Source organism: Staphylococcus pragensis, from assembly GCF_004785665.1.
Classification (GTDB): domain Bacteria; phylum Bacillota; class Bacilli; order Staphylococcales; family Staphylococcaceae; genus Staphylococcus; species Staphylococcus pragensis.
Genome location: NZ_SRPJ01000001.1, coordinates 859,818 through 882,315, shown reverse-complemented (window position 1 = coordinate 882,315; position 22,498 = coordinate 859,818). Strand labels below are relative to the sequence as shown.

The window sequence follows — 22,498 nt, the reverse complement described above, 5'->3', positions numbered from 1 at the left end:
TTCAATTGAGCTTTATTCAAATCTAGTCATCTTTGCTGGGGTGAGACGACGAAATCTTTTAATAAATTAGGATTTCTGTCTCACTCCCTTTTTATAGTAAAAGGAGTTTATTATGATTAATTTAAATGAAAGATTAAAAGCTGTAAGTCGATATTTATTACCTGGTATGATGGCAGATATTGGCTCAGATCATGCTTATTTGCCTATCTATGCCCTTCAAAATAGTCTCTGCCAAACTGTAATAGCGGGTGAAGTGATTAAAGGCCCTTTTGAAGCTGCAAAAAGAAATGTAACAGAATATCAATTTAACCAATCAATTGATGTACGTTTAGGCGATGGTTTAAGTGTGATTAACCAAAATGATAATGTGCATAATATCACTATTTGTGGCATGGGTGGCCCTTTAATCGCTAAAATTTTAAGTGAGGGTAAAGATAAATTAAGTAATCATCCTCGTTTAATTTTACAAAGTAATATTCAAACTGAAGTTTTGCGTCAAACATTGCAAAACTTGAATTATGAAATTATTGCAGAAGAAATTATTGAAGAAAAGGGCCACATTTATGAAATAGTAGTTAGTGAGTATACTCAAAATATTGAATATCTAAATAAATTTAATTTAAAATTTGGACCTAAATTAATTGAAAATAAAACATCTATTTTTTATAAAAAGTGGCATAGAGAATTAGAAGCATTAGAACACATTCGTAAACAATTGAATTCAGAAGTTCATCATGAGAGACTTAAAGAGATAGAAAATGAAATATCATTGATTAAAGAGGTGCTAAATGATGAAAATTAAGCAGTTAATGTCTGTAATTGATAAGAATGTTCCTTTAAATACTGCTGAAGAGTGGGACAATGTAGGTTTATTAATTGGAAGTAATGATAAAGAAATCACTGGTATATTGACCACTCTAGATTGTACTGATGCAGTAGTAGACCAAGCTATAATGAAAGGTTTTAATACGATAATTGCTCACCATCCCTTAATTTTCAAAGGAATTAAAAACATCACTGACGATGGATATGGGAAATTAATCCGTAAAATTATCTCAAATGATATCCAACTTATTGCATTGCACACTAATCTTGATAATCATGTTGACGGCGTAAATGAAATGCTTGCTCAAAAATTAAATCTGCATAATATTACGTTTTTAAACAATGAACAGGCGACCTATTATAAAGTTCAAACTTATATTCCAAAAGATAATGTTGAAGACTTTAAAGATAGTTTAGATCAGGCTGGTTTAGCGCAAGAAGGCAATTACGAATATTGTTTTTATGAGTCTGAAGGAAAAGGTCAATTTAAACCACTAGGAAATGCAAATCCACATTTAGGACAAATTGATAGTATAGAATATGTAGATGAAGTAAAAGTAGAGTTTATGATAAAAAATCATCAACGTCATTTAGCTGAAACTAAGATTATTGAAAATCATCCGTATGAAACACCAGTTTACGACTTTATTAAAATGACTAAAACAGCTAATTATGGTCTAGGGAAAATTGGAGAAGTCACTGAGCCAGTAGCGATTAAAGACTTTGTAAAGCAAGTGAAACAACAACTTCAAATTCCTAGCGTGAGATTTACTGGTGATGAGAACGCTATTATACGTAAAGTGGCAATTATCGGTGGTGCTGGCATTGGCTTTGAACAAATGGCTATTAATAAAGGCGCAGATATCTTTATAACTGGTGATATTAAACATCATGATGCTTTAGATGCTAAAACGAATGGTATTAATTTATTAGATATCAATCACTATAGTGAATATGTTATGAGAGATGGACTAAAAACGTTATTAAATCAATGGTTGTTTGAATTCAGTGTTGATTTTAAAATTGAATCTTCTGATATTAATACCGATCCCTTCACTTATATGTAAAACTTAAAAAATATACTACAAGAATGATACAAGGAGGCTAAATCGATGCCAAATCATCCATTTGAATTATTTAATTTAGATTCAAAATTAATTGATGCTGTTAAAGATCTTAATTTTGAAAAACCAACAGAAATACAAAACAGAATTATTCCAAGAATTAAAAAGGGTGTTAATTTAATCGGTCAATCACAAACTGGTACTGGTAAATCTCATTCATTTTTATTACCTTTAATGGATTCTATTAATCCAGAAATTCAAGAACCTCAAGCAATTGTGGTGGCACCAACACGTGAATTAGCACAACAATTATTCCAAGCAGCTAGTCATTTAGCAAAATTCAAAACTGATGTAAAAGTAAGTTTGTTTATTGGCGGTACAGATATTGAAAAAGATAAACAACGTACTAATATTCAACCACAATTAGTTATAGGTACACCTACACGAATTAATGATTTGGCTCAAGGTGGTCACTTACATGTTCATTTAGCTTCATATTTGGTAGTGGATGAAGCAGATCTTATGATTGATTTAGGTTTAATTGAAGATGTAGACTACATTGCAGCTCGTTTAGATGATAATGCGAATATTGCGGTATTTAGCGCTACGATTCCTAAATCGCTTCAACCATTTTTAAATAAATATTTAAACAATCCTGATTTCGTAGTTGTTGATTCTAAATCTCAAAATAAAAAGAATATTGAATTTTACTTAATTCCTACTAAAGGTACAGAAAAAGTGGATAAGACACTTCAATTAATTGATATACTAAACCCTTATTTATGTATCGTCTTCTGTAATAGTAGAGATAATGCTAATGAATTAGCTGATTCACTCAATGAAGCTGGCATTAAAGTCGGTATGATTCACGGCGGTTTAACTCCTAGAGAACGTAAGCAACAAATGAAACGTATACGCAACTTGGATTTCCAATACGTCATTGCTAGTGATTTAGCATCTCGTGGTATTGATATTGAAGGCGTAAGTCATGTTATCAACTTTGATGTTCCTAATGATATTGATTTCTTTACGCACAGAGTCGGTAGAACTGGCCGTGGTAATTACAAAGGCGTAGCTATCACAATGTATAGTCCTGACGAAGAACATAATATCTCTTTAATTGAAGATAAAGGTTATCATTTTGAAAATGTAGACGTCAAAAATGGCGAGTTAACACCGATAAAAGCACATAATGTCAGACGTAAACGTGAAAGAAAAGACGATCACTTAACAAATGAAGTAAAACATAAAGTAAGAAGTAAAACTAAGAATAAAGTTAAACCAGGTTATAAAAAGAAATTTAAACGTGAAGTTGAAAAAATGAAACGTCAAGAACGTAAACAATATAGTAAACGTCAAAGTAGACAACAAAGAAAGAATAATAAAAAAGGATAGGTGAATGACATGTTAATTGGTTCTCACGTATCAATGAGTGGTAAAAAAATGTTAGAAGGTTCTGCTGAAGAAGCACACAAATATGGTGAATCTACTTTCATGATTTATACAGGCGCACCACAAAATACACGTAGAAAAAGTATTGAAGACTTAAATATAGATAATGGCCATAAGGCAATGGAAAAATATGGTTTATCTAATATTATAGTTCATGCACCCTATATTATTAATATTGCAAATACTACTAAACCTGAAGTGTTTGAATTAGGTGTCAACTTTTTACAAAATGAAATCGAACGTACACAAGCTATCGGTGCTAAAGATATAGTTTTACATCCTGGGTCTCATGTTGGAGCTGGCTCAGATAAAGGAATTGCTCAAATTATCAAAGGTCTAAATGAAGTACTTACACATGATAATGATGTGAGAATTGCGCTTGAAACTATGGCTGGCAAAGGCTCAGAAGTAGGCCGTAACTTTGAAGAAATCGCGCGTATCATCGATGGGGTGACACATAATGATCGTTTATCTATCTGTTTTGACACATGTCATACGCATGATGCAGGATACAATATTAAAGAAGACTTTGATGGCGTATTAAACGAATTTGATAAAATTATTGGATTAGATCGAATCAAAGTCGTGCATGTTAACGATAGTAAAAATGAACAAGGCGCTCACAAAGATAGACACGAAAATATTGGATTTGGTCATATCGGATTTGACGCCTTAAGCTATGTTGTTCATCATGATGAATTTAAAAAAATTCCTAAAATCTTAGAAACACCATATGTTGGTGAAGATAAGAAAAATAAAAAACCGCCTTATAAATTTGAAATTGAAATGTTAAAATCTCAACAATTTGATCCAAATTTAAAAGATAAAATACTTCAACAATAATATATAAATTATTACTAAGACTATTAAGCGCTTAAGACAAAAATAATATTTTGAAACCTTATAGCAAATTCGCAAAAGCTGACTAATTTGAGATGTTGCTTATATCTAACGTTTCTTAACATTAGTCATTTTAGTGCGGGAGTGGGACTACGAATTCAACTTGAATTTAGTCCCACTCCTTTTTTTATTTGTTAAGTCGTAAACATTACTATTTACAAACTAAATCATTAATTGTATAGTATTAAACGAGGTGAAATCATGAGCCAACCCGTATTTGAATTAAAAAATATTGATTACTTTTTTGATAATAAACAAGTGCTTGAAAATATAAATATAAAAATAAATAAAGGTGACTTTCTCGCAATTGTTGGACCAAATGGGGCGGGTAAATCCACATTATTAAAAATAATACTAGGATTACTTCCGTTGCAAAATGGTGAAATTTATATCGATGGAAAGTCTTATAAAAAGAATACACAATCAGCTTTAAAAATAAGTTATGTATCTCAAAAAGCAAATGCTTTTAGAGCAGGCTTTCCAGCAAGCGTGAGAGAAGTAGTATTAAGTGGTCTTGCAAAGACTAAGAAACTATTTCAACGTTTTAATAAAGAAGACGAAAAATTAGTAGAGGATGTATTGCGTAGATTAAATATTCATCATCTAATTGATAAAAATATTGCCGAGCTTTCTGGGGGACAGCAACAACGAATTTTAATCGCTCGTGCTTTAATCTCTAATCCTTCAGTGTTAATACTTGATGAACCGACAAATGGGATAGATGCGAAACATGTCAGTGAATTCTATGAAACACTAGAACGCTTAAAACATGAAGGTATTACAATTATACTTGTCACTCATGATATTGGTGTAGTAGCCGATACAGCTACTAAAGTGGCTTGCCTTAATAAACATCTACATTTCCATGGATCAACTGAAGAGTTTAAATCTCTTGATGAAGTTGAAATTTCTAAGATTTATGGTCATCCCGTAAAATTTGTTGATCATCAACATAATAGATCATGCTGTGAAGCATAATATAAGATTACAAGGAGTTAATTATGAATAAATTTAATATAACGATATACGGTGATTTCCATGATTGAAGCCTTATTAAATTTTGATTTTATGCGTTATTCACTAATAAGTGGTATACTTATTGGATTTATTGCGCCATTGATAGGCGCCTTTATTGTAGTAAGACGTCTATCCTTAATTGCAGACGCTTTAAGTCATGTGACCTTAGGTGGTATTTCATTTGGGATGTTTATTCTCACGCTATCACCCGCATTAGCATTTATTAACCCAATGTGGTTTGGTATTCTTTTTGCAATCGTTGGAGCACTGTTAATCGAGAAATTAAGAACGTCTTATACAAATTATCAAGAAATAGCTATCCCGATTATTATGAGTGCTGGCATTGCATTAAGTGCAATATTTATTTCATTAGCTGATGGATTTAATCAAGAAATAGTAGGGCTTTTATTTGGATCTATAAGTGCGGTCAATTTGAGTGATTTACTTACGATAATAGTAATTTCAATCATCGTAGTTTTATTCATTATTTTATTTTACAAAGAATTATTTATTTTATCTTTCGATGAAGAATATAGTAAAGTCATCAATATTCCTAAGTGGATTCAATTTTTATTTATAGTTATCGTTGCTATGGTTATCTCTGCTTCTATGAGAGTAGTAGGTATTTTACTAGTAAGTGCTTTAATCACACTCCCAATAGCAATTGCTATGAGAATTACTAAAGGCTTTAAACAATTAATTATTTTAAGTATTATCATTGGTGAAAGTTCAGTAATCTTGGGATTAATTCTTGCTTTCTATATGAATATTTCACCAGGTGGTGTTATCGTAGTCCTATTAGTTCTATTATTAGGAATTACAATGTTATATCAAAGATCTACTTTTAGATTTAAAAAGGGGCATTAAAGTATGAATACAAATGATGCAATAAAAATTTTAAAAAATAATGGTTTAAAATACACAAAGAAACGTGAAGATATGATTAATATATTTGTTCAAGAAGATAAATATATAAATGCTAAACATATTCAACAACAATTAGATAAAGATTATCCTGGTATTTCTTTCGATACTATTTATAGAAACTTACATCTATTTAAAGACTTAAATATCATTGAGAGTACTGAATTAGACGGAGAAATGAAATTTAGAATTGCTTGTACAAATCATCATCACCATCATTTTATCTGTGAAAATTGTGGCGATACAAAGGTAATTGATTATTGTCCAATCGATGAAATTAAACAATTCTTGCCAAATGTGGACATTCATACACATAAATTAGAAGTATATGGTATATGTGAATCATGTCATCATAAAGGAATTAATTAATAAAGAACTATCTAGCTTATGAGGTCATTAGCTAGATAGTTTTTTGAATTTATAGGCCATTAGTCTGAATTATTAGGTAAATAATAAAAATTAAGGCGTATTATGTTTAAAATCTAACTTTATGAGTTATATTAATAAAGTAACAAGATAATAAGTAAACAATATTTAAGATTTAAGCAAAAGGTTTGTTGCTTAATAAATTGCTTGTTATTATTATTGTATCGAAATTTTAGGAGGATGATTATTTATGGCTTTTGAATTACCAAATTTACCTTATGCAGCAGATGCATTAGAACCACACATTGACAAAGAAACTATGGAAATCCACCATGACAAACATCACAACACTTATGTGACAAAATTAAACTCTGCAGTTGAGGGTACTGACTTAGAATCTAAATCTATCGAAGAAATCGTTGCTAATTTAGACAGCGTACCTGAAGATATTCAAACAGCTGTACGTAATAATGGTGGTGGACACTTAAACCACTCATTATTCTGGGAATTATTAACTCCTAATTCTGAAGAAAAAGGTACTGTAGTTGATAAAATTAAAGAACAATGGGGTTCTTTAGATGCGTTCAAAAAAGAATTCGCTGACAAAGCTGCAGCTCGCTTTGGTTCAGGTTGGGCATGGTTAGTAGTGAATAACGGTCAATTAGAAATCGTTACTACACCAAACCAAGATAACCCATTAACAGAAGGTAAAACACCTATCCTTGGTTTAGATGTTTGGGAACATGCTTACTACTTAAAATATCAAAATAAACGTCCAGATTACATCAGTGCTTTCTGGAACGTAGTTAACTGGGAAAAAGTAGACGAATTATATAACGCTGCTAAATAAGTTGATGAATAAACGTTTATTTCAGTGGTCTCTTTGATAGAGGCCACTATTTTTTTGATATAATAATGGTAATATATATAAATTTCATATATCATTTATAGGTAAACATGTTTTAATAATTGAGGTAGGTTATCTTGCTTAAAAGGTTAAAAGAAAAAACAAATGATGAGAAAATAAAACATACAATGAATAAACGTATCAATTTTATTTTCGGTGCAATCGTATTAATATTTGCAATAATTGTATTAAGGTTAGGGTATTTACAAATTGCTCATGGCTCTCATTATAAGCAGTTAGTTAAAAACGATGAAAATATTACTGTAAACGAGTCAGTGCCAAGAGGTAGAATACTTGATAGAAATGGTAAAGTCTTAGTCGATAATGCTTCTAAGCTTGCTATTACATACACGCGTTCAAGAAAAACGAGTCAACAGGATATGTTAGATACAGCAGAGAAACTTTCTAAATTAATAACAATGAAGACGAATAGAATTACTGAACGCGATAAACAAGATTTTTGGATTCAAAAACATCCAGATCAAGTAGAAAGTATGATGAAAAAAGAACAATCCATGCTTAATGATGGAAGTATTAGCCAAGAGCAATATGATAAACAGCTTTATACTAAAATTGGTGATAAACAACTTAACACTCTAAGTAAAAAAGATTTACAAGTCTTAGCAATATTTAGAGAAATGTCAGCAGGTTCGACTTTAGATCCAGAAACAATTAAAAATGAAGATGTCACTGAAAAAGAATATGCAGCTGTCTCTCAACAATTAGATAAACTTCCTGGTGTGAATACTTCAATGGATTGGGATCGCCGCTATCCGTATGGCGATACGCTTCGTAGTATATTTGGTAGTGTCTCAACCCCATCTGAAGGTATCCCTAAAGAGTTAACAGAACAATATTTAGCAAAAGGTTACTCAAGAAATGATAGAGTAGGTAAATCATATTTAGAATATCAATACGAAGATGTATTACGTGGTAAAAAGAAACAAATGAAATATACTACTGATAAATCTGGGAAAGTGATTAATTCAGAAGTGATAAATAAAGGATCACGAGGCGATGATTTACAGTTAACGATTGATATCGATTTACAAAAAAAGGTTGAATCATTACTTGAAAGTGAAATTAAAACGCTACGTAGTCAAGGTGCTACCAACATGGATAATGCGCTTATAGTAGTTCAGAATCCTAAAAATGGTGATATTCTCGCGATGGCTGGAAGACAAATTAGTAAAGATGGTAAATTAACTGATTACGATTTGGGCAATTTCACAGGACAATTTGCCGTTGGTTCTTCTGTCAAAGGCGGTACATTATTAACTGGCTATCAAAATAATGCGATTAAAGTTGGCGAAGAAATGATTGACGAACCATTACATTTCCGTGGTGGCCTAACAAAACGCTCTTACTTTAACCAAAATGGTAAGGTAAGAATAGATGATAAAGAAGCTTTAATGCATTCATCTAACGTTTATATGTTTAAAACTGCTTTAAAATTAGCAGGAGACCCGTACTATTACGGTATGAATTTACCAACAGATATTAGAGAAGCAGGTCAAAAATTAAGAAAAGGATTAAACCAAGTAGGTTTAGGTGTTAAAACAGGGATTGATTTGCCAAATGAAACAATTGGACAAATTGAACCTTTAACAAATAATCCTGGTAACTATCTTGATTTATCTATCGGACAATACGACACTTATACACCACTTCAACTATCTCAGTATATTTCTACTATTGCTAATGATGGTTATAGAATTCAACCTCATATAGGATTAGCCGTTCATAACGCAACCAATAGTGATGATGTTGGTCCAGTTAAAGAGAAAATAAAAGGAAATGTATTAAATAAAGTTAATAATTCACAAGATGAAATTGATGAAGTTAAAAAAGGATTTGAAATGGCCTTTAACAAAGTCGATGGTACGGGTTATGCTAGTTTCCATAAAACAGAAGTCCCATCTGCAGGTAAAACGGGAACAGCCGAAGTATTCCAAAACGGAGAATCTCGCGTAAACTCAACTTATATAGGTTATGCACCAATTAAAAATCCTAAATTAGCTTTCTCAATTGTGTATACTAACCAACCAGTTCCACCACCATGGTTAAATGGTGGAGACTTAGGACGCGATGTCATTAATTATTACTTTAAAAATAAAAAATAATCTTTAATTACACATTTTAGAACTAATAGGCGTTACTAAAATTAATACTTTTCAATTTTTGTTCTAAGTGGTATGATAATAAAGTCGTATTTAGAAAAGGTAAGGAGGAATTAACATGCGCGTAAACGTAACATTAGCTTGTACTGAATGTGGTGACAGAAACTACATTTCAACAAAAAATAAAAGAAACAATCCTGAACGTATCGAAATGAAAAAATATTGTTCACGTGATAACAAACACACTTTACATCGTGAAACTAAATAATAAAACGATTGATTAGGCTGAAATGATATTTCAGCCTATTTTTTTATATTTAAGTATTTTATATGTATGATTAAGTATTAGATTATAGTCCTCATTTTCATTTCATCTAAATGACATCATCATTTAATAACGTTATAATATATTTAGTGTGCAAAGGTGGTGTAAGGGAATGAATAAGAAGACTATCCGCAAAGATATTCTTTTAAAAATGAAGATGTTTGATTCTTCAAAAAAAGAAATTGCTGATCATTGGTTGAAAGAACAATTACTTAATAATGAGTGGTATAAAAATGCTCATCGTATCGGTATGGTACTTTCAATGCCTCATGAAGTAGATACATATAAAATCATTCAAACTGTATTAAATGATAATAAAAAAGTATTTGTTCCTAATACTAATTACAAAACGCGTGAAATGAATTTTAAAGAATTAATTGATTTAGATTCAATTGTAGAAGATGAAAAAGGGATTAATTATGTTGAGGCTGATACTGAGATTACAGATGAATTAGATTTAATTATAGTACCTGGTGTAGCTTTTCGTAATGATGGTTATAGAATTGGCTATGGTGGAGGCTATTTTGATCGATTTCTTAGTCAATCAAATGCAAATACGATTAGCTTAATTTATGATTTTCAACTTACAGATTTTGAAATTGAAAATCACGATCAACCTGTTAAAGAATTAATTATTTATAAAACTTGATGGTGGAGAAATTAATGGATAATGAAAAACAATTTTGGAAATCAATATTTTATTGGATTCGTTATTTTGACTATCATCTAATAAATATTGAAAAAAATGAAAATGAGGTATGGCTTGCAAATCAACACAAAAGAAAATTAGCTATTTTTCGTAAAGATGTTACCTCTACACAAGAAATTCGATTTGATAAATCTAAAATTTATGAAAATAGTCGTAGCATTAATGAGAAATTAAGCTTCGAACCTAAAGCATTTGAGTTCTTTTATTTTGCCGATAAAGATTTAAATATAAATGAATTTAAAGATACACATCCTTTTAAAATGGACTTTCATTTAATTAATGACATACGTGATTTAGAAAAATTGATGCCTAATCTAATGCTAGCAAAGCTTATTTCACGAAGTAATAAAACATCAGCGCTTCAATATAAAAAACGCGTAATGAGACAAAATCCAATCGATAAATATATGATGACATTTACGCCTATGACCTATCTTTTAATCGCTATTAATGTGATTATTTGGCTCATAATGATTTTGTATTTAAATCATTTCTCTGATATTAAATTACTAGATGTCGGTGGGCTAGTTCACTTTAATGTTGTTCATGGTGAATGGTACCGTCTTATCACTTCAATGTTCTTACATTTTAATTTCGAACATATATTAATGAACATGTTATCACTATTTATTTTTGGTAAGATTGTTGAATCTATTGTCGGTCCATTAAAGATGTTAGGTATTTACTTAATTTCGGGATTACTTGGTAACTTTATTTCACTATCTTTTAATGTTCATACGATATCAGTTGGAGCTAGTGGTGCCATTTTTGGTCTTATAGGTGCTATTTTTGCAATGATGATTATCAGTAAAACTTTTGATAAAAAAGTAATTGGACAAATGCTAATTGCGTTACTAATAATGGTGGTACTATCTTTATTCTTGTCGAATGTCAATATAATGGCACATTTGGGAGGATTTGTAGGTGGAATATTAATTACGCTTGTTGGCTATTATTTTACTGTAAATCGTAATCTATTTTGGATATTTTTAATTTTACTCCTATTAATTTTTGTAGCATTGCAGATTAGAATTTTCACAATTAAAGAGCAAAACATCTATGATAAATTAATTCAAGATGCAATGGTAAAATATGATTATAAGGAAGCAAGTCATTTAGTCGACCACACTATAAATAAAGGCTATGATGATGCCGAAACTTATTATTTAAAAGGTTTAATTACTGCAACTACTAGCTCTAGAGCTGAAGGAATGGCTGATTGGGAAAGAGGATTAAAAAAATATCCTAATTCAGGACTATTAAATTATGAATTAGCAATAGCAAATAGAGCATTAAATGATAATGAAAAAGCTTTAAGTTATGTAAAAAAAGCAGTAAAAATTGATTCAAATGACAATAAATATAAAAATTTAGAAAAAGAGTTGAAAAAGACAAATGAAACAGGAAATCAATAATTTCTATGATGTCTTACAGCTTTTAAAAAAGTTTGGATTTATTATTTATTTTAAAGATCCTAATGATATGTATGAAATGATGTTACAAGAAATAAAATCACTATATAATTATGAATTAATATCTAAAGATAATTATTTAAAGTGTATTTTAATTATTAACCAAAGAAGGAATGAACATAAATGAAAAACGTAATTTTAGCAGCTGATATTGGTGGTACAACTTGTAAACTCGGTATTTTTGATGAAAATTTAGAACAATTGCACAAATGGTCAATTGAAACAGATACATCTGATCATACAGGGGAAAAGCTATTAAAAAATATTTATGACTCATTTATTGAAATTTTAGCGACTCGTGATTTAGATGTAAAAAATGCGCTTGGTGTTGGTATAGGAGTACCGGGACCAGTTGATTTTGAAACTGGAATTGTGAACGGCGCCGTAAATTTACATTGGCCAGGCAATGTAAATGTTAGAGAAATCTTTAGTAAATTTGTTGATTGTCCAGTCTACGTAGATAATGATGCCAATGTAGCGGCCTTAGGTGAAAAGCACAAAGGTGCAGGTCAAGGCGCTGATGACGTTGTTGCTATAACACTTGGCACAGGTTTAGGTGGCGGAATTATTTCAAACGGTGAAATTGTTCATGGACATAATGGTTCAGGAGCTGAAATTGGACATATTAGAACAGATTTTGATCAACGCTTTAACTGTAATTGCGGTAAATCAGGTTGTATAGAAACTGTAGCATCTGCAACTGGTGTAGTTAATTTGGTTAATTTTTATTATCCTAAATTAACCTTTAAATCTTCTATTTTACTTTTAATTAAGGAAAATAAAGTTACTGCAAAAGCAGTTTTTGATGCTGCTAAAGCTGGAGATCAATTCTGTATCTTTATCACTGAAAGAGTTGCTAACCATATTGCATACTTATGTAGTATTATTAGTGCCACTAGCAACCCTAAATACATTGTACTTGGTGGCGGAATGTCTACAGCCGGATTAATTTTAATTGAAAATATTAAAACTGAATATCATAATTTAACTTTTACCCCTGCACAGAAGGATACTGAAATTGTTCAAGCTAAACTTGGTAACGATGCAGGTATTACAGGGGCAGCTGGATTAATTAAAACTTATATATTAGAAAAGGATGGTGTAAAATAATGGCTATCGTTGATGTAGTTATTATTCCTGTTGGCACAAATGGGCCAAGCGTAAGTAAATATATTGCTGAAATTCAAATGAAATTAGAGGAATTCAAAAAAGAAGGTAAAATTGATTATCAATTAACACCTATGAATACATTGATTGAAGGAGATTTAAAAGACTTATTTGAAGTTGTTCAAGCTATACATGAACTTCCATTTGATAAAGGATTAGATAGAGTTTGTACTAACTTACGTATTGATGATAGAAGAGATAAATCTCGTAAAATGAACGATAAGTTAAAATCAGTTCAAAAACATATGGATGGACAAGGTGAGTAAAATGAGAATTTCAAATTTAACTTTAGGCTTAGTAGATACAAATGCTTATTTTATTGAAAATGACGAAAGTGTTTTATTAATTGACCCTGCAGGTGAACCTGTTAAAATCTTTAAAAAATTAAATGAAATTAATAAACCATTGAAAGCTATTTTATTAACGCATGCTCACTTTGATCATATTGGTGCACTTGATGCCGTATTAGAAAAATATGATGTACCTCTCTACATGCATAAAGAAGAATTTGACTTTTTAACTGACCCAGAAAAAAATGGAGCAGCTAAATTTAAACAATATGGTATGCCTTTAATCACAAGTAAAGCAAAACCTAATTCATTAGATGAGGGCGACTTTACTATTGGCAACTTTAATATGAAAGTCCTTCATACACCTGGACATTCTCCAGGCAGTTTAACGTATGTATTTGATGATTTTGCCGTTGTAGGTGACACACTATTTAATAATGGAATTGGTCGAACAGACTTATATAGAGGCGATTATGAAACCTTAGTAGATTCAATTAAAGATAAATTATTTGAATTAGAAGGGGACTTACCATTATTCCCAGGTCACGGTCAATATACAACAGTTGATGATGAACAATTAAATCCTTACTTAAATGGACAATAAAATAAAGTAATTTCTTCACCTCCTACGTTTAATAATGTAGGAGGTGATTTTTTGAAGATATTATTTAAAGAAATTGTAAACAAAGCTATTAGTAAAAATGCAAGCGATATTCATTTTATTCCTGCTGAAGATGAAGTATATATCAAATTTAGAGTAAATGATAATCTCGAATTATATGAAACTTTTAAATTAAGTATTTATCAGAAATTATTAGTTTACATGAAATTTCAAGCAGGATTAGATGTGTCAACTCAACAAATTGCTCAAAGTGGTCGTTATACGTATCAAGCGAAAGGATTATATTATTTAAGGATTTCTACATTACCTCTATCATTAGGAATAGAAAGTTGTGTTATCAGAATCATACCTCAATATTTTCAATCTAAAAAAGAATATAAAGATTTTAAGGATTTCAAACATTTAATGAATAAAAAGCAAGGCTTAATTTTATTTACAGGACCTACTGGATCTGGAAAAAGCACGTTAATGTATCAAATGGTTTTATATGCCTATGAGAAACTGAATTTAAATGTGATTACTATTGAAAATCCTGTTGAACAAATACTCAAAGGTATTACTCAAGTTTCAATTAATAAAAAAGCTGGTATCGATTATATAAGCTCTTTTAAAGCTATATTAAGATGTGATCCAGATGTCATTTTGATAGGAGAAATTAGAGATGCAGAAGTTGCAAAATGTGTTATTCAAGCTAGTTTAAGTGGGCATTTAGTTTTATCAACAATGCACTCAAGTAATTGTAAGGGAGCGATATTACGTTTATTAGAGATGGGTATTAGTATACAAGAAATTTCACAAGCTATAAATTTAATATCTAATCAACGGCTAATAACTACATTATCTAACCAACGGCAACTTGTTTGCGAATTAATAAATAATAATCAAATACAATACTTTTTTGAACATAATCATACGTTACCTAAGAACTTTAATCATTTAAAAGATAAGTTATTACTTATGTCGAAAGAGGGCACAATATGTGAAGAAACTGCAGATAAATACTTATAAAAAAAGAAATTTGAACACAATTCACCAAATTATGCTCCTTGAGAATTTAAATAGTTTATTAAAAAGTGGATTTACTTTATTTGAATGTTTCAATTTTATAAATCTGTACTTCAAATATAGGGACAAAACGTTAAGTAGCAAAATTATAGACAATATTAAAAATGGAATGGCTTGTGATGAAGTTTTAAATTTGATTGGCTATCCTCAATCAATCATTACGCAAATTTATTTCGCACAAAAATTCGGTAATATAGAAGATTCTCTTCAAGAATCAATAAACTACTTAAAAACAAACTTGAATGCTAAGCAACAAATCATAAAGTCAATACAATATCCCATAGTTTTAATAGTCATCTGTATTGGTATGATAACTATATTGAACTATACAGTACTTCCTCAATTTGAACAATTGTACGCCACAATGGATGTAAATCTTTCCTTCTTTCAAAAATTTCTCACCCAAACTATTTCTGCTTTACCAACTTTAATTATGATTATCTTATCACTTTCACTTTTTATATTTACGATTTTACTCATCATACAAGCTAATATTAGTGTTGATAGAAAGGTTAAATTGTTAACTCAAATACCCATATTTAAAGGTTATTATAAATTATTTAAAACATATCAAATCGCTAGTGAACTGTCATTGTTTTATAAAAATGGAATTACTTTACAAAGTATTGTTTCAATTTATGTTAGTCAAAAAAATAATTCATTTTTAAATTATTTAGGTAAAGCTTTATTAACGAATTCAAATAATGGGATTAGTTTAGCAGAAAGTTTGAGAGCGCAACAATGTTTCCAAGATGATTTAATCAAATTTATTCAACAGGGCGAAAAGAGTGGAAAATTAGACGTGGAACTAAAATTATATAGCCAAATATTAATTCAAAGAATTCAAAATAAAGCTTTGAAACATTCAAAAATTATTCAGCCAGTTGTTTTTTTATTTTTGGGTTTTTTTATTATTAGTTTATATCTAGTCATTATGCTCCCTATGTTTCAACTTATGCAAAACATTAAATAACGAAGAGGCGATAGTATGAAAAATTATGTACAAAAATTAAAAAGTTTAAAATTACACTTATTGAAATGTTACTTGTATTACTTATTATTAGCGTTTTATTAATTTTAATTATTCCAAATATTGCTAAACAAACAGCTCACATACAATCAACTGGCTGTGATGCTCAGGTGAAAATGGTCAATAGTCAAATTGAAGCTTATACACTTAAAAATAATAGAGCACCTAATAGTATTGATGACTTAGTAACAGACGGATATATCAAAGAAGGCCAAAAATCATGTAAATCTGGAGAAACAATTACGATCAACAATGGTGAAGCTATTGCAAGTTAAAGTATTTAGCGGATTTACTATGATAGAAAGTTTATTAACTCTTTTAATACTAGTTATCTTATTAAATATAAGTTTTGCCATTTCTAAAGAAAATAACTTTTCTATTCTTAGTGATGAATTAAGCTTAAATCAACTTATTTCTCAATTTGACTATTACAAGTCTAAAGCAATAGGTGATAATCAATCTATCACTCTTGCGTTAACGGAAAATTCTTCAATTATAAATGTAGTAGAAGAAAAAGGATTACATTATAATTTTAAAATTCGAAGTGGTAAAGTCAAATCCATCTCTAAAATTAAAAAAATAACTTTTGATAAAGATGGGAGAATAAATAATTTTGGATCGTTTGTGTTAAATATAAATGAGCGTTTATATAAAATCATATTTCATATCGATAAAGGGAGAATAAGATATGTATCAATTTAACAAAAGAGCAAGTATTTTAGCAGATAGCCTTTTCTCTTTTCTTATTATAATTATTATTTCTACTATTTTTATCCCTTTATTATCACAATTAAATCTTTCTCTTAGAGAACAATATGAATATTTAGAAATGAAGCAGGCTATTATAACTAGCATTAATCATTACAATATTAAAGAATTGAGAAGGGGTATTGATTTAGGTGTTTATCATATTAAACTCAATAAAGCTTCGATTTGTAATTATAAAGTTATTGAAAAGAATAAAGTTTGTGTCAAATTTTAATTTAAAAGCTTTTACCTTTATTGAAATGCTTTTATCTCTTTTAATAACGCTATTAGTATTAAGTTTAATTCCCCAAATGTTAAAACTCACTCATTTTTATCTCCATGAATCATATGAGAACTACCAAACTGAGTATACTTTTTTTCTATCCGATGTAAGTCACTTATCAAATAAATCTAATACTTCTTTCCAAATAATTAATAAAAACACTATATTAGTACAAGAAAAAGAGGGGAAAGGTTACATAAAATATAAAAATTCGAAATTGATTTATGAAAATAATGGACGAGGAAATATTACTCTATTAAATAACGTTATAGATTTCAAAACTAAATCTATTAACTCAAAAATAATCAAAGTTACATTAAAAATTGGGGATGAAACGATAAATTATGAGAAAGAATTTTACATTTAATACTAAAGCCTTTATTAGTAGTTATACGTTATTTCTATTTATTATTTATTTATCAATAATTACTTTTTATACTACACAATTTAGTATAAAATTGAAGACAATTCATAATATAAGTCATTATTATGATCATGTTATTATTGAAAAATTAGAAAAAGGTGATTCAACTGAACGCTAAACAATTACCTATAATATTTATTGGCTTTATGGGAACAGGAAAAAGTACTATTGGTGAATTTCTTTCACTAGAAAAGCAATTAACTTTTATTGATTTAGATGCTTATATTGAAATAAAAGAGAATAAAACTATTCCAAAAATATTTGAACAAATAGGAGAAAGTGGTTTTAGAAATTTAGAATATAAATATTTAAAACAATGTATATCGAAATATGATGTAATTTCTACTGGCGGAGGCGTAATAGAAAACGTTGATTCTTTAAACCTCTTAAAGCAAATTAAAAATGTCATATGGTTGGATTGCACCATTGAGACTATTCATCGACGAATTGAAAATGACCCTCATAGACCTAATGCTAAAAATAAGACTAAAAATCAGTTAAAAAACTTGTATTTATCAAGGGTTTCAAGATATAATGAAATCGCATTCATGAAAGTGAATAGTGAAAAAACAATCAAAGAAATTTATGATTCTATCATAAATCATCTATCTTGCGGTTGATCAGTATTAGAGAGAATATTGATAATCATATGTGTCTTATATAAGTGTAATAGATTACACTGTGATTTTTCTTTATCGCCGAAGGTGCAAGTATAAATACGAAACTCTCAGGCAAAAGGATAATACTGTTACGCATTCCTGGATTAAGTGTATAAACAGGGTAGCAATTTGCTACTCTGTTTTTTTATAAAAATTATAGGGGGTTTTCAAATGACAAGCGAATTAAAAAAAACACCATTGTATCAAAATTATGTAGACAGTGGTGCTAAAATAGTAGAATTCGGTGGATGGGCTATGCCTGTTCAGTTTACAAGTATCAAAGAAGAACATAATGCAGTTAGATATAATGTAGGTATGTTCGATGTAAGCCACATGGGAGAAATCTCAATTAAAGGTAATGATGCTAGTAAATTTGTCCAATACTTATTATCAAACGATACTAATAATTTAACTGAAACTAAAGCACAATATACTGCTTTATGTAATGAAGAAGGCGGTATCATTGATGATTTAGTAACATATAAAGTAGGCGAAAACGATTATTTATTAATTGTTAATGCTGCTAACACTGATAAAGACTTTGCTTGGATTCAAAAACAATCAGCTAACTTTGATGTTGAAGTATCAAATGTTTCTGATCAATATGGTCAATTAGCTGTTCAAGGTCCTAAAGCTAGAGATTTAGTTAGTGAATTAGTTGATGTTGATGTAAGTGAAATGAAACCATTTGATTTTAAACAAGGTGTTACTTTATTTGGTAAAAATGTTATTTTATCTCAATCAGGTTACACTGGTGAAGATGGCTTTGAAATCTATTGTGATGCAGGAGATACGGTAGATATTTGGAACGGCTTTACTTCACATGACGTAGTTCCTTGCGGATTAGGCGCAAGAGATACATTAAGACTTGAAGCTGGATTACCTTTACATGGTCAAGATCTTACTGAATCTATCACACCATATGAAGGTGGCATCGCTTTTGCTGCTAAACCATTAACCGAAGAAGATTTCATTGGTAAATCAGTATTAAAAGATCAAAAAGAAAATGGTTCTGAACGTAGAACTGTTGGTTTAGAATTACTTGAAAAAGGTATCGCAAGAACAGGTTACCCAGTATTAGATCTAGATGGTAATCAAATTGGGGAAGTTACATCTGGAACTCAATCACCTTCATCAGGTAAATCAATTGCAATGGCAATTATTAAACGTGATGAATTTGAAATGGGAAGAGAATTACTAGTTCAAGTGCGTAAAAGACAGCTTAAAGCTAAAATCGTTAAGAAAAATCAAATCGAAAAATAATTAAGGGGTGTGTATTGTGAGTCATCGTTATATACCATTAACTGAAAAAGATAAGAAAGAAATGTTAGAGACTATTGGTGCTAATTCTATTAATGAATTATTTGGTGATGTACCAGAAGATATTTTATTAAACAGGGATTTAAATATCGCTAGTGGTGAAGCTGAAACTACTTTATTAAAAAGATTAAACAGAGTAGCTAATAAAAATATTACTAAAGAAACACATGCATCATTCTTAGGTGCTGGTGTATATGATCATTATGCGCCTGCAGTAGTAGATGCAATGATTTCACGCTCAGAGTTCTATACAGCGTATACACCTTACCAACCTGAAATTTCTCAAGGTGAATTACAAGCTATTTTTGAATTCCAAACGTTAATTTGTGAATTAACTAATATGGATGTAGCTAACTCTTCAATGTATGATGGTATTACTAGTTTTGCTGAAGCTTGTATCTTAGCTTTCAACCATACTAAAAAGAACAAAATCGTCGTTTCAAAAGGTCTTCACTATCAAGCATTACAAGTACTTAAAACTTATGTAAAAGTTCGTGAAGAATTTGAAATTGTAGAAGTTGATTTAGATGGTACAATCACTGATTTAGAAAAATTAGAACAAGCTGTGGATGATGAAACAGCAGCTGTAGCTGTTCAATATCCAAACTTCTATGGTTCAATTGAAGATTTAGAAAAAATTCATTCATTTATTGAAGATAAAAAAGCTTTATTTATCGTATATGCTAACCCATTAGCTTTAGGTTTATTAACTCCTCCAGGTTCATTTGGCGCAGATATCGTAGTAGGTGATACTCAACCATTCGGTATTCCAACACAATTTGGTGGACCACACTGTGGTTATTTCGCTACTACTAAAAAATTAATGCGTAAAGTACCTGGTAGATTAGTTGGTGAAACTCAAGATGATGAAGGTAACAGAGGTTTTGTATTAACATTACAAGCTCGTGAACAACATATTCGTCGTGACAAAGCGACTTCAAATATTTGTTCAAACCAAGCTCTTAATGCTTTAGCTTCATCAATTGCTATGTCTGCTCTTGGTAAACAAGGTGTTTATGATATTGCAGTTCAAAACTTAGAACACGCTAATTATGCAAAAAATCAATTTAAAGAAAATGGTTTCGAAGTATTAGATGGAACATCATTTAATGAATTTGTTGTTAAATTTGATAAACCAATCAAAGAAGTGAACAAGCAATTAGCTGAAGAAGGCTTCATTGGTGGTTTTGATTTAGGTGAAGCATCTAGTGACTTTGAAAATCATATGTTAGTAGCTGTTACTGAATTAAGAACAAAAGATGAAATAGATACATTTGTTAAGAAAGCTGGTGAGCTAAATGGTAGTAAGTAAATCAAGTCCATTAATTTTCGAAAGATCTAGAGCAGGTAGATATGCATACTCATTACCTCAAAGCGATATTAAAGGTGATTCTGTCGAAAGCATCTTAGATGATAAATTCATCCGTAAAGATAAAGCAGAATTTCCAGAAGTAGCTGAATTAGATTTAGTACGTCATTACACAGAACTTTCAAATAAAAACTTTGGTGTAGATTCTGGTTTCTATCCACTAGGATCATGTACAATGAAATACAATCCAAAAATTAATGAGAGAGTAGCACGTATTCCAGGATTCGCTGAATCTCATCCATTACAAGAAGAAGAACAAGTACAAGGTTCTCTTGAAATTATTTATAGCTTACAAGAAGAGTTAAAAGAAATTACAGGTATGGATGAAGTTACTTTACAACCTGCAGCTGGTGCACATGGTGAGTGGACTGCATTAATGATCTTTAAAGCATATCATATTGCTAATGGTGAAGGTCATCGTGACGAAGTAATCGTACCTGACTCAGCACACGGTACTAACCCAGCGTCAGCTTCATTTGCAGGCTTTAAATCAGTAACTGTAAAATCAAATGAACGTGGGGAAGTTGATATTGAAGACTTAAAACGTGTTGTAAATGAAAACACAGCAGCGATCATGTTAACTAACCCTAATACTTTAGGTATTTTCGAAAAAAATATTATGGAAATCCGTGAAATCGTTCATGAAGCAGGCGGCTTATTATACTATGATGGCGCAAACTTAAACGCAATTATGGATAAAGTACGTCCTGGCGATATGGGATTTGACGCTGTGCACTTAAACTTACACAAAACATTCACTGGCCCACACGGTGGCGGTGGTCCTGGTTCAGGTCCAGTAGGAGTTAAAAAAGAATTAGCAAGCTATCTTCCTAAACCAATGGTTGTTAAAGATGGCGATACTTTCAAATATGACAATGATATTGAAAATTCTATTGGCCGTGTTAAACCATTCTATGGTAACTTTGGAATCTATTTAAGAGCATACACTTATATTAGAACAATGGGTGCTGAAGGTTTAAGAGAAGTATCTGAAGCTGCAGTACTTAATGCGAACTATATTAAAGCACGCTTAAAAGAGCGTTACGAAATTCCTTATGATCAATATTGTAAACATGAATTCGTACTTAGCGGTTCTAAACAAAAAGAACATGGTGTTCGTACATTAGATATGGCTAAACGTTTATTAGACTTTGGTGTTCATCCACCAACAATTTACTTCCCATTAAACGTTGAAGAAGGTATGATGATTGAGCCTACTGAAACTGAATCTAAAGAAACATTAGATTACTTCATTGATGCAATGTTACAAATTGCTGATGAAGCTGAAAATAACCCTGATACCGTTTTAGAAGCGCCTCATACTACTATTATTGATAGATTAGATGAAACTACGGCTGCTCGTAAACCAGTATTAAAATTTGAAAAATTACATGATGAAAAACAATAATTCATTGTAAATATTAAGACAGGCACAATACAG

At 30.3% G+C, this 22,498-nt stretch carries 26 protein-coding genes and 1 riboswitch; all 26 genes read left to right on the top strand.

The window, feature by feature from the left end:
• Nucleotides 1-112: 112 nt before the first annotated feature.
• The 26 genes from E2558_RS04370 (at nucleotide 113) to gcvPB (ending at nucleotide 22,465) form a co-directional block, all read left to right on the top strand.
• Nucleotides 113-802, top strand: coding sequence for a tRNA (adenine(22)-N(1))-methyltransferase (locus tag E2558_RS04370; RefSeq protein WP_126566980.1), 690 nt, complete (start codon nucleotides 113-115; stop codon nucleotides 800-802).
• A complete protein-coding gene (locus E2558_RS04365) occupies nucleotides 792-1,892 on the top strand; it encodes a Nif3-like dinuclear metal center hexameric protein (RefSeq protein ID WP_126567130.1) in 1,101 nt (366 codons plus the stop codon). The genes E2558_RS04370 and E2558_RS04365 overlap by 11 nt, the downstream gene beginning before the upstream one ends.
• 45 nt (nucleotides 1,893-1,937) lie before the next feature.
• Nucleotides 1,938-3,284, top strand: coding sequence for a DEAD/DEAH box helicase (locus E2558_RS04360; RefSeq protein WP_126566979.1), 1,347 nt, complete (start codon nucleotides 1,938-1,940; stop codon nucleotides 3,282-3,284).
• Between the two features lie 9 nt (nucleotides 3,285-3,293).
• Nucleotides 3,294-4,184, top strand: a complete 891-nt coding sequence (locus E2558_RS04355; RefSeq protein ID WP_126566978.1) for a deoxyribonuclease IV — start codon at nucleotides 3,294-3,296, stop codon at nucleotides 4,182-4,184.
• A 258-nt stretch (nucleotides 4,185-4,442) separates the two neighbouring features.
• Complete coding sequence (locus E2558_RS04350) at nucleotides 4,443-5,219, top strand: metal ABC transporter ATP-binding protein (RefSeq protein WP_126566977.1); 777 nt, start codon at nucleotides 4,443-4,445, stop codon at nucleotides 5,217-5,219.
• Between the two features lie 60 nt (nucleotides 5,220-5,279).
• Complete coding sequence (locus E2558_RS04345) at nucleotides 5,280-6,125, top strand: metal ABC transporter permease (protein ID WP_126566976.1); 846 nt, start codon at nucleotides 5,280-5,282, stop codon at nucleotides 6,123-6,125.
• A gap of 3 nt (nucleotides 6,126-6,128) precedes the next feature.
• Nucleotides 6,129-6,551 (top strand): Fur family transcriptional regulator, encoded by a 423-nt coding sequence (locus E2558_RS04340; RefSeq protein WP_126566975.1) that lies wholly within the window; start codon nucleotides 6,129-6,131, stop codon nucleotides 6,549-6,551.
• Nucleotides 6,552-6,798: 247 nt separating this feature from the next.
• Complete coding sequence (locus tag E2558_RS04335) at nucleotides 6,799-7,398, top strand: superoxide dismutase (RefSeq protein ID WP_126566974.1); 600 nt, start codon at nucleotides 6,799-6,801, stop codon at nucleotides 7,396-7,398.
• A 134-nt stretch (nucleotides 7,399-7,532) separates the two neighbouring features.
• Nucleotides 7,533-9,578: a peptidoglycan D,D-transpeptidase FtsI family protein gene (locus tag E2558_RS04330; RefSeq protein WP_126566973.1), complete on the top strand. Its 2,046-nt coding sequence runs from the start codon at nucleotides 7,533-7,535 to the stop codon at nucleotides 9,576-9,578.
• A 115-nt stretch (nucleotides 9,579-9,693) separates the two neighbouring features.
• Nucleotides 9,694-9,843 (top strand): 50S ribosomal protein L33, encoded by a 150-nt coding sequence (gene rpmG, locus E2558_RS04325; protein ID WP_103298552.1) that lies wholly within the window; start codon nucleotides 9,694-9,696, stop codon nucleotides 9,841-9,843.
• Nucleotides 9,844-10,012: 169 nt separating this feature from the next.
• The gene (locus tag E2558_RS04320) at nucleotides 10,013-10,549 is read left to right on the top strand and encodes a 5-formyltetrahydrofolate cyclo-ligase (protein WP_126566972.1); all 537 of its coding nucleotides are present in this window, start codon (nucleotides 10,013-10,015) and stop codon (nucleotides 10,547-10,549) included.
• Nucleotides 10,550-10,563: 14 nt separating this feature from the next.
• Nucleotides 10,564-12,024 (top strand): rhomboid family protein, encoded by a 1,461-nt coding sequence (locus E2558_RS04315; RefSeq protein ID WP_126566971.1) that lies wholly within the window; start codon nucleotides 10,564-10,566, stop codon nucleotides 12,022-12,024.
• Nucleotides 12,005-12,208, top strand: coding sequence for a YqgQ family protein (locus E2558_RS04310; protein ID WP_126566970.1), 204 nt, complete (start codon nucleotides 12,005-12,007; stop codon nucleotides 12,206-12,208). Before E2558_RS04315 ends, E2558_RS04310 begins: the two co-directional genes overlap by 20 nt.
• Entirely contained in the window at nucleotides 12,205-13,191 is a 987-nt protein-coding gene (locus E2558_RS04305; RefSeq protein WP_126566969.1) for an ROK family glucokinase, read from the top strand. Before E2558_RS04310 ends, E2558_RS04305 begins: the two co-directional genes overlap by 4 nt.
• The gene (locus E2558_RS04300) at nucleotides 13,191-13,514 is read left to right on the top strand and encodes an MTH1187 family thiamine-binding protein (RefSeq protein WP_126566968.1); all 324 of its coding nucleotides are present in this window, start codon (nucleotides 13,191-13,193) and stop codon (nucleotides 13,512-13,514) included. The genes E2558_RS04305 and E2558_RS04300 overlap by 1 nt, the downstream gene beginning before the upstream one ends.
• A 1-nt stretch (nucleotide 13,515) precedes the next feature.
• Entirely contained in the window at nucleotides 13,516-14,142 is a 627-nt protein-coding gene (locus tag E2558_RS04295; RefSeq protein WP_126566967.1) for an MBL fold metallo-hydrolase, read from the top strand.
• Between the two features lie 51 nt (nucleotides 14,143-14,193).
• Nucleotides 14,194-15,168 carry a competence type IV pilus ATPase ComGA gene (gene comGA, locus E2558_RS04290; RefSeq protein ID WP_126566966.1) on the top strand — a complete coding sequence of 325 codons (975 nt, stop codon included), beginning with the start codon at nucleotides 14,194-14,196 and terminating at the stop codon, nucleotides 15,166-15,168.
• Complete coding sequence (gene comGB / locus E2558_RS04285; protein ID WP_126566965.1) at nucleotides 15,140-16,198, top strand: competence type IV pilus assembly protein ComGB; 1,059 nt, start codon at nucleotides 15,140-15,142, stop codon at nucleotides 16,196-16,198. Before comGA ends, comGB begins: the two co-directional genes overlap by 29 nt.
• A gap of 65 nt (nucleotides 16,199-16,263) precedes the next feature.
• Nucleotides 16,264-16,530 (top strand): competence type IV pilus major pilin ComGC, encoded by a 267-nt coding sequence (comGC, locus tag E2558_RS04280; RefSeq protein WP_126566964.1) that lies wholly within the window; start codon nucleotides 16,264-16,266, stop codon nucleotides 16,528-16,530.
• Nucleotides 16,520-16,957, top strand: coding sequence for a competence type IV pilus minor pilin ComGD (comGD, locus tag E2558_RS04275; RefSeq protein ID WP_229716353.1), 438 nt, complete (start codon nucleotides 16,520-16,522; stop codon nucleotides 16,955-16,957). Before comGC ends, comGD begins: the two co-directional genes overlap by 11 nt.
• The gene (locus E2558_RS04270; RefSeq protein ID WP_126566962.1) at nucleotides 16,944-17,237 is read left to right on the top strand and encodes a hypothetical protein; all 294 of its coding nucleotides are present in this window, start codon (nucleotides 16,944-16,946) and stop codon (nucleotides 17,235-17,237) included. The genes comGD and E2558_RS04270 overlap by 14 nt, the downstream gene beginning before the upstream one ends.
• Entirely contained in the window at nucleotides 17,224-17,652 is a 429-nt protein-coding gene (locus E2558_RS04265; RefSeq protein WP_126566961.1) for a competence type IV pilus minor pilin ComGF, read from the top strand. The genes E2558_RS04270 and E2558_RS04265 overlap by 14 nt, the downstream gene beginning before the upstream one ends.
• 158 nt (nucleotides 17,653-17,810) lie before the next feature.
• Nucleotides 17,811-18,329 carry a shikimate kinase gene (locus E2558_RS04255; RefSeq protein ID WP_126567129.1) on the top strand — a complete coding sequence of 173 codons (519 nt, stop codon included), beginning with the start codon at nucleotides 17,811-17,813 and terminating at the stop codon, nucleotides 18,327-18,329.
• Nucleotides 18,326-18,462, top strand: a riboswitch (glycine riboswitch). Its footprint overlaps the gene before it by 4 nt.
• Before the next feature lie 77 nt (nucleotides 18,463-18,539).
• Complete coding sequence (gene gcvT / locus E2558_RS04250; RefSeq protein ID WP_126566959.1) at nucleotides 18,540-19,631, top strand: glycine cleavage system aminomethyltransferase GcvT; 1,092 nt, start codon at nucleotides 18,540-18,542, stop codon at nucleotides 19,629-19,631.
• Between the two features lie 16 nt (nucleotides 19,632-19,647).
• Complete coding sequence (gene gcvPA, locus E2558_RS04245; RefSeq protein ID WP_126566958.1) at nucleotides 19,648-21,000, top strand: aminomethyl-transferring glycine dehydrogenase subunit GcvPA; 1,353 nt, start codon at nucleotides 19,648-19,650, stop codon at nucleotides 20,998-21,000.
• A complete protein-coding gene (gene gcvPB, locus E2558_RS04240; protein WP_126566957.1) occupies nucleotides 20,987-22,465 on the top strand; it encodes an aminomethyl-transferring glycine dehydrogenase subunit GcvPB in 1,479 nt (492 codons plus the stop codon). The genes gcvPA and gcvPB overlap by 14 nt, the downstream gene beginning before the upstream one ends.
• Nucleotides 22,466-22,498: the final 33 nt, after the last annotated feature.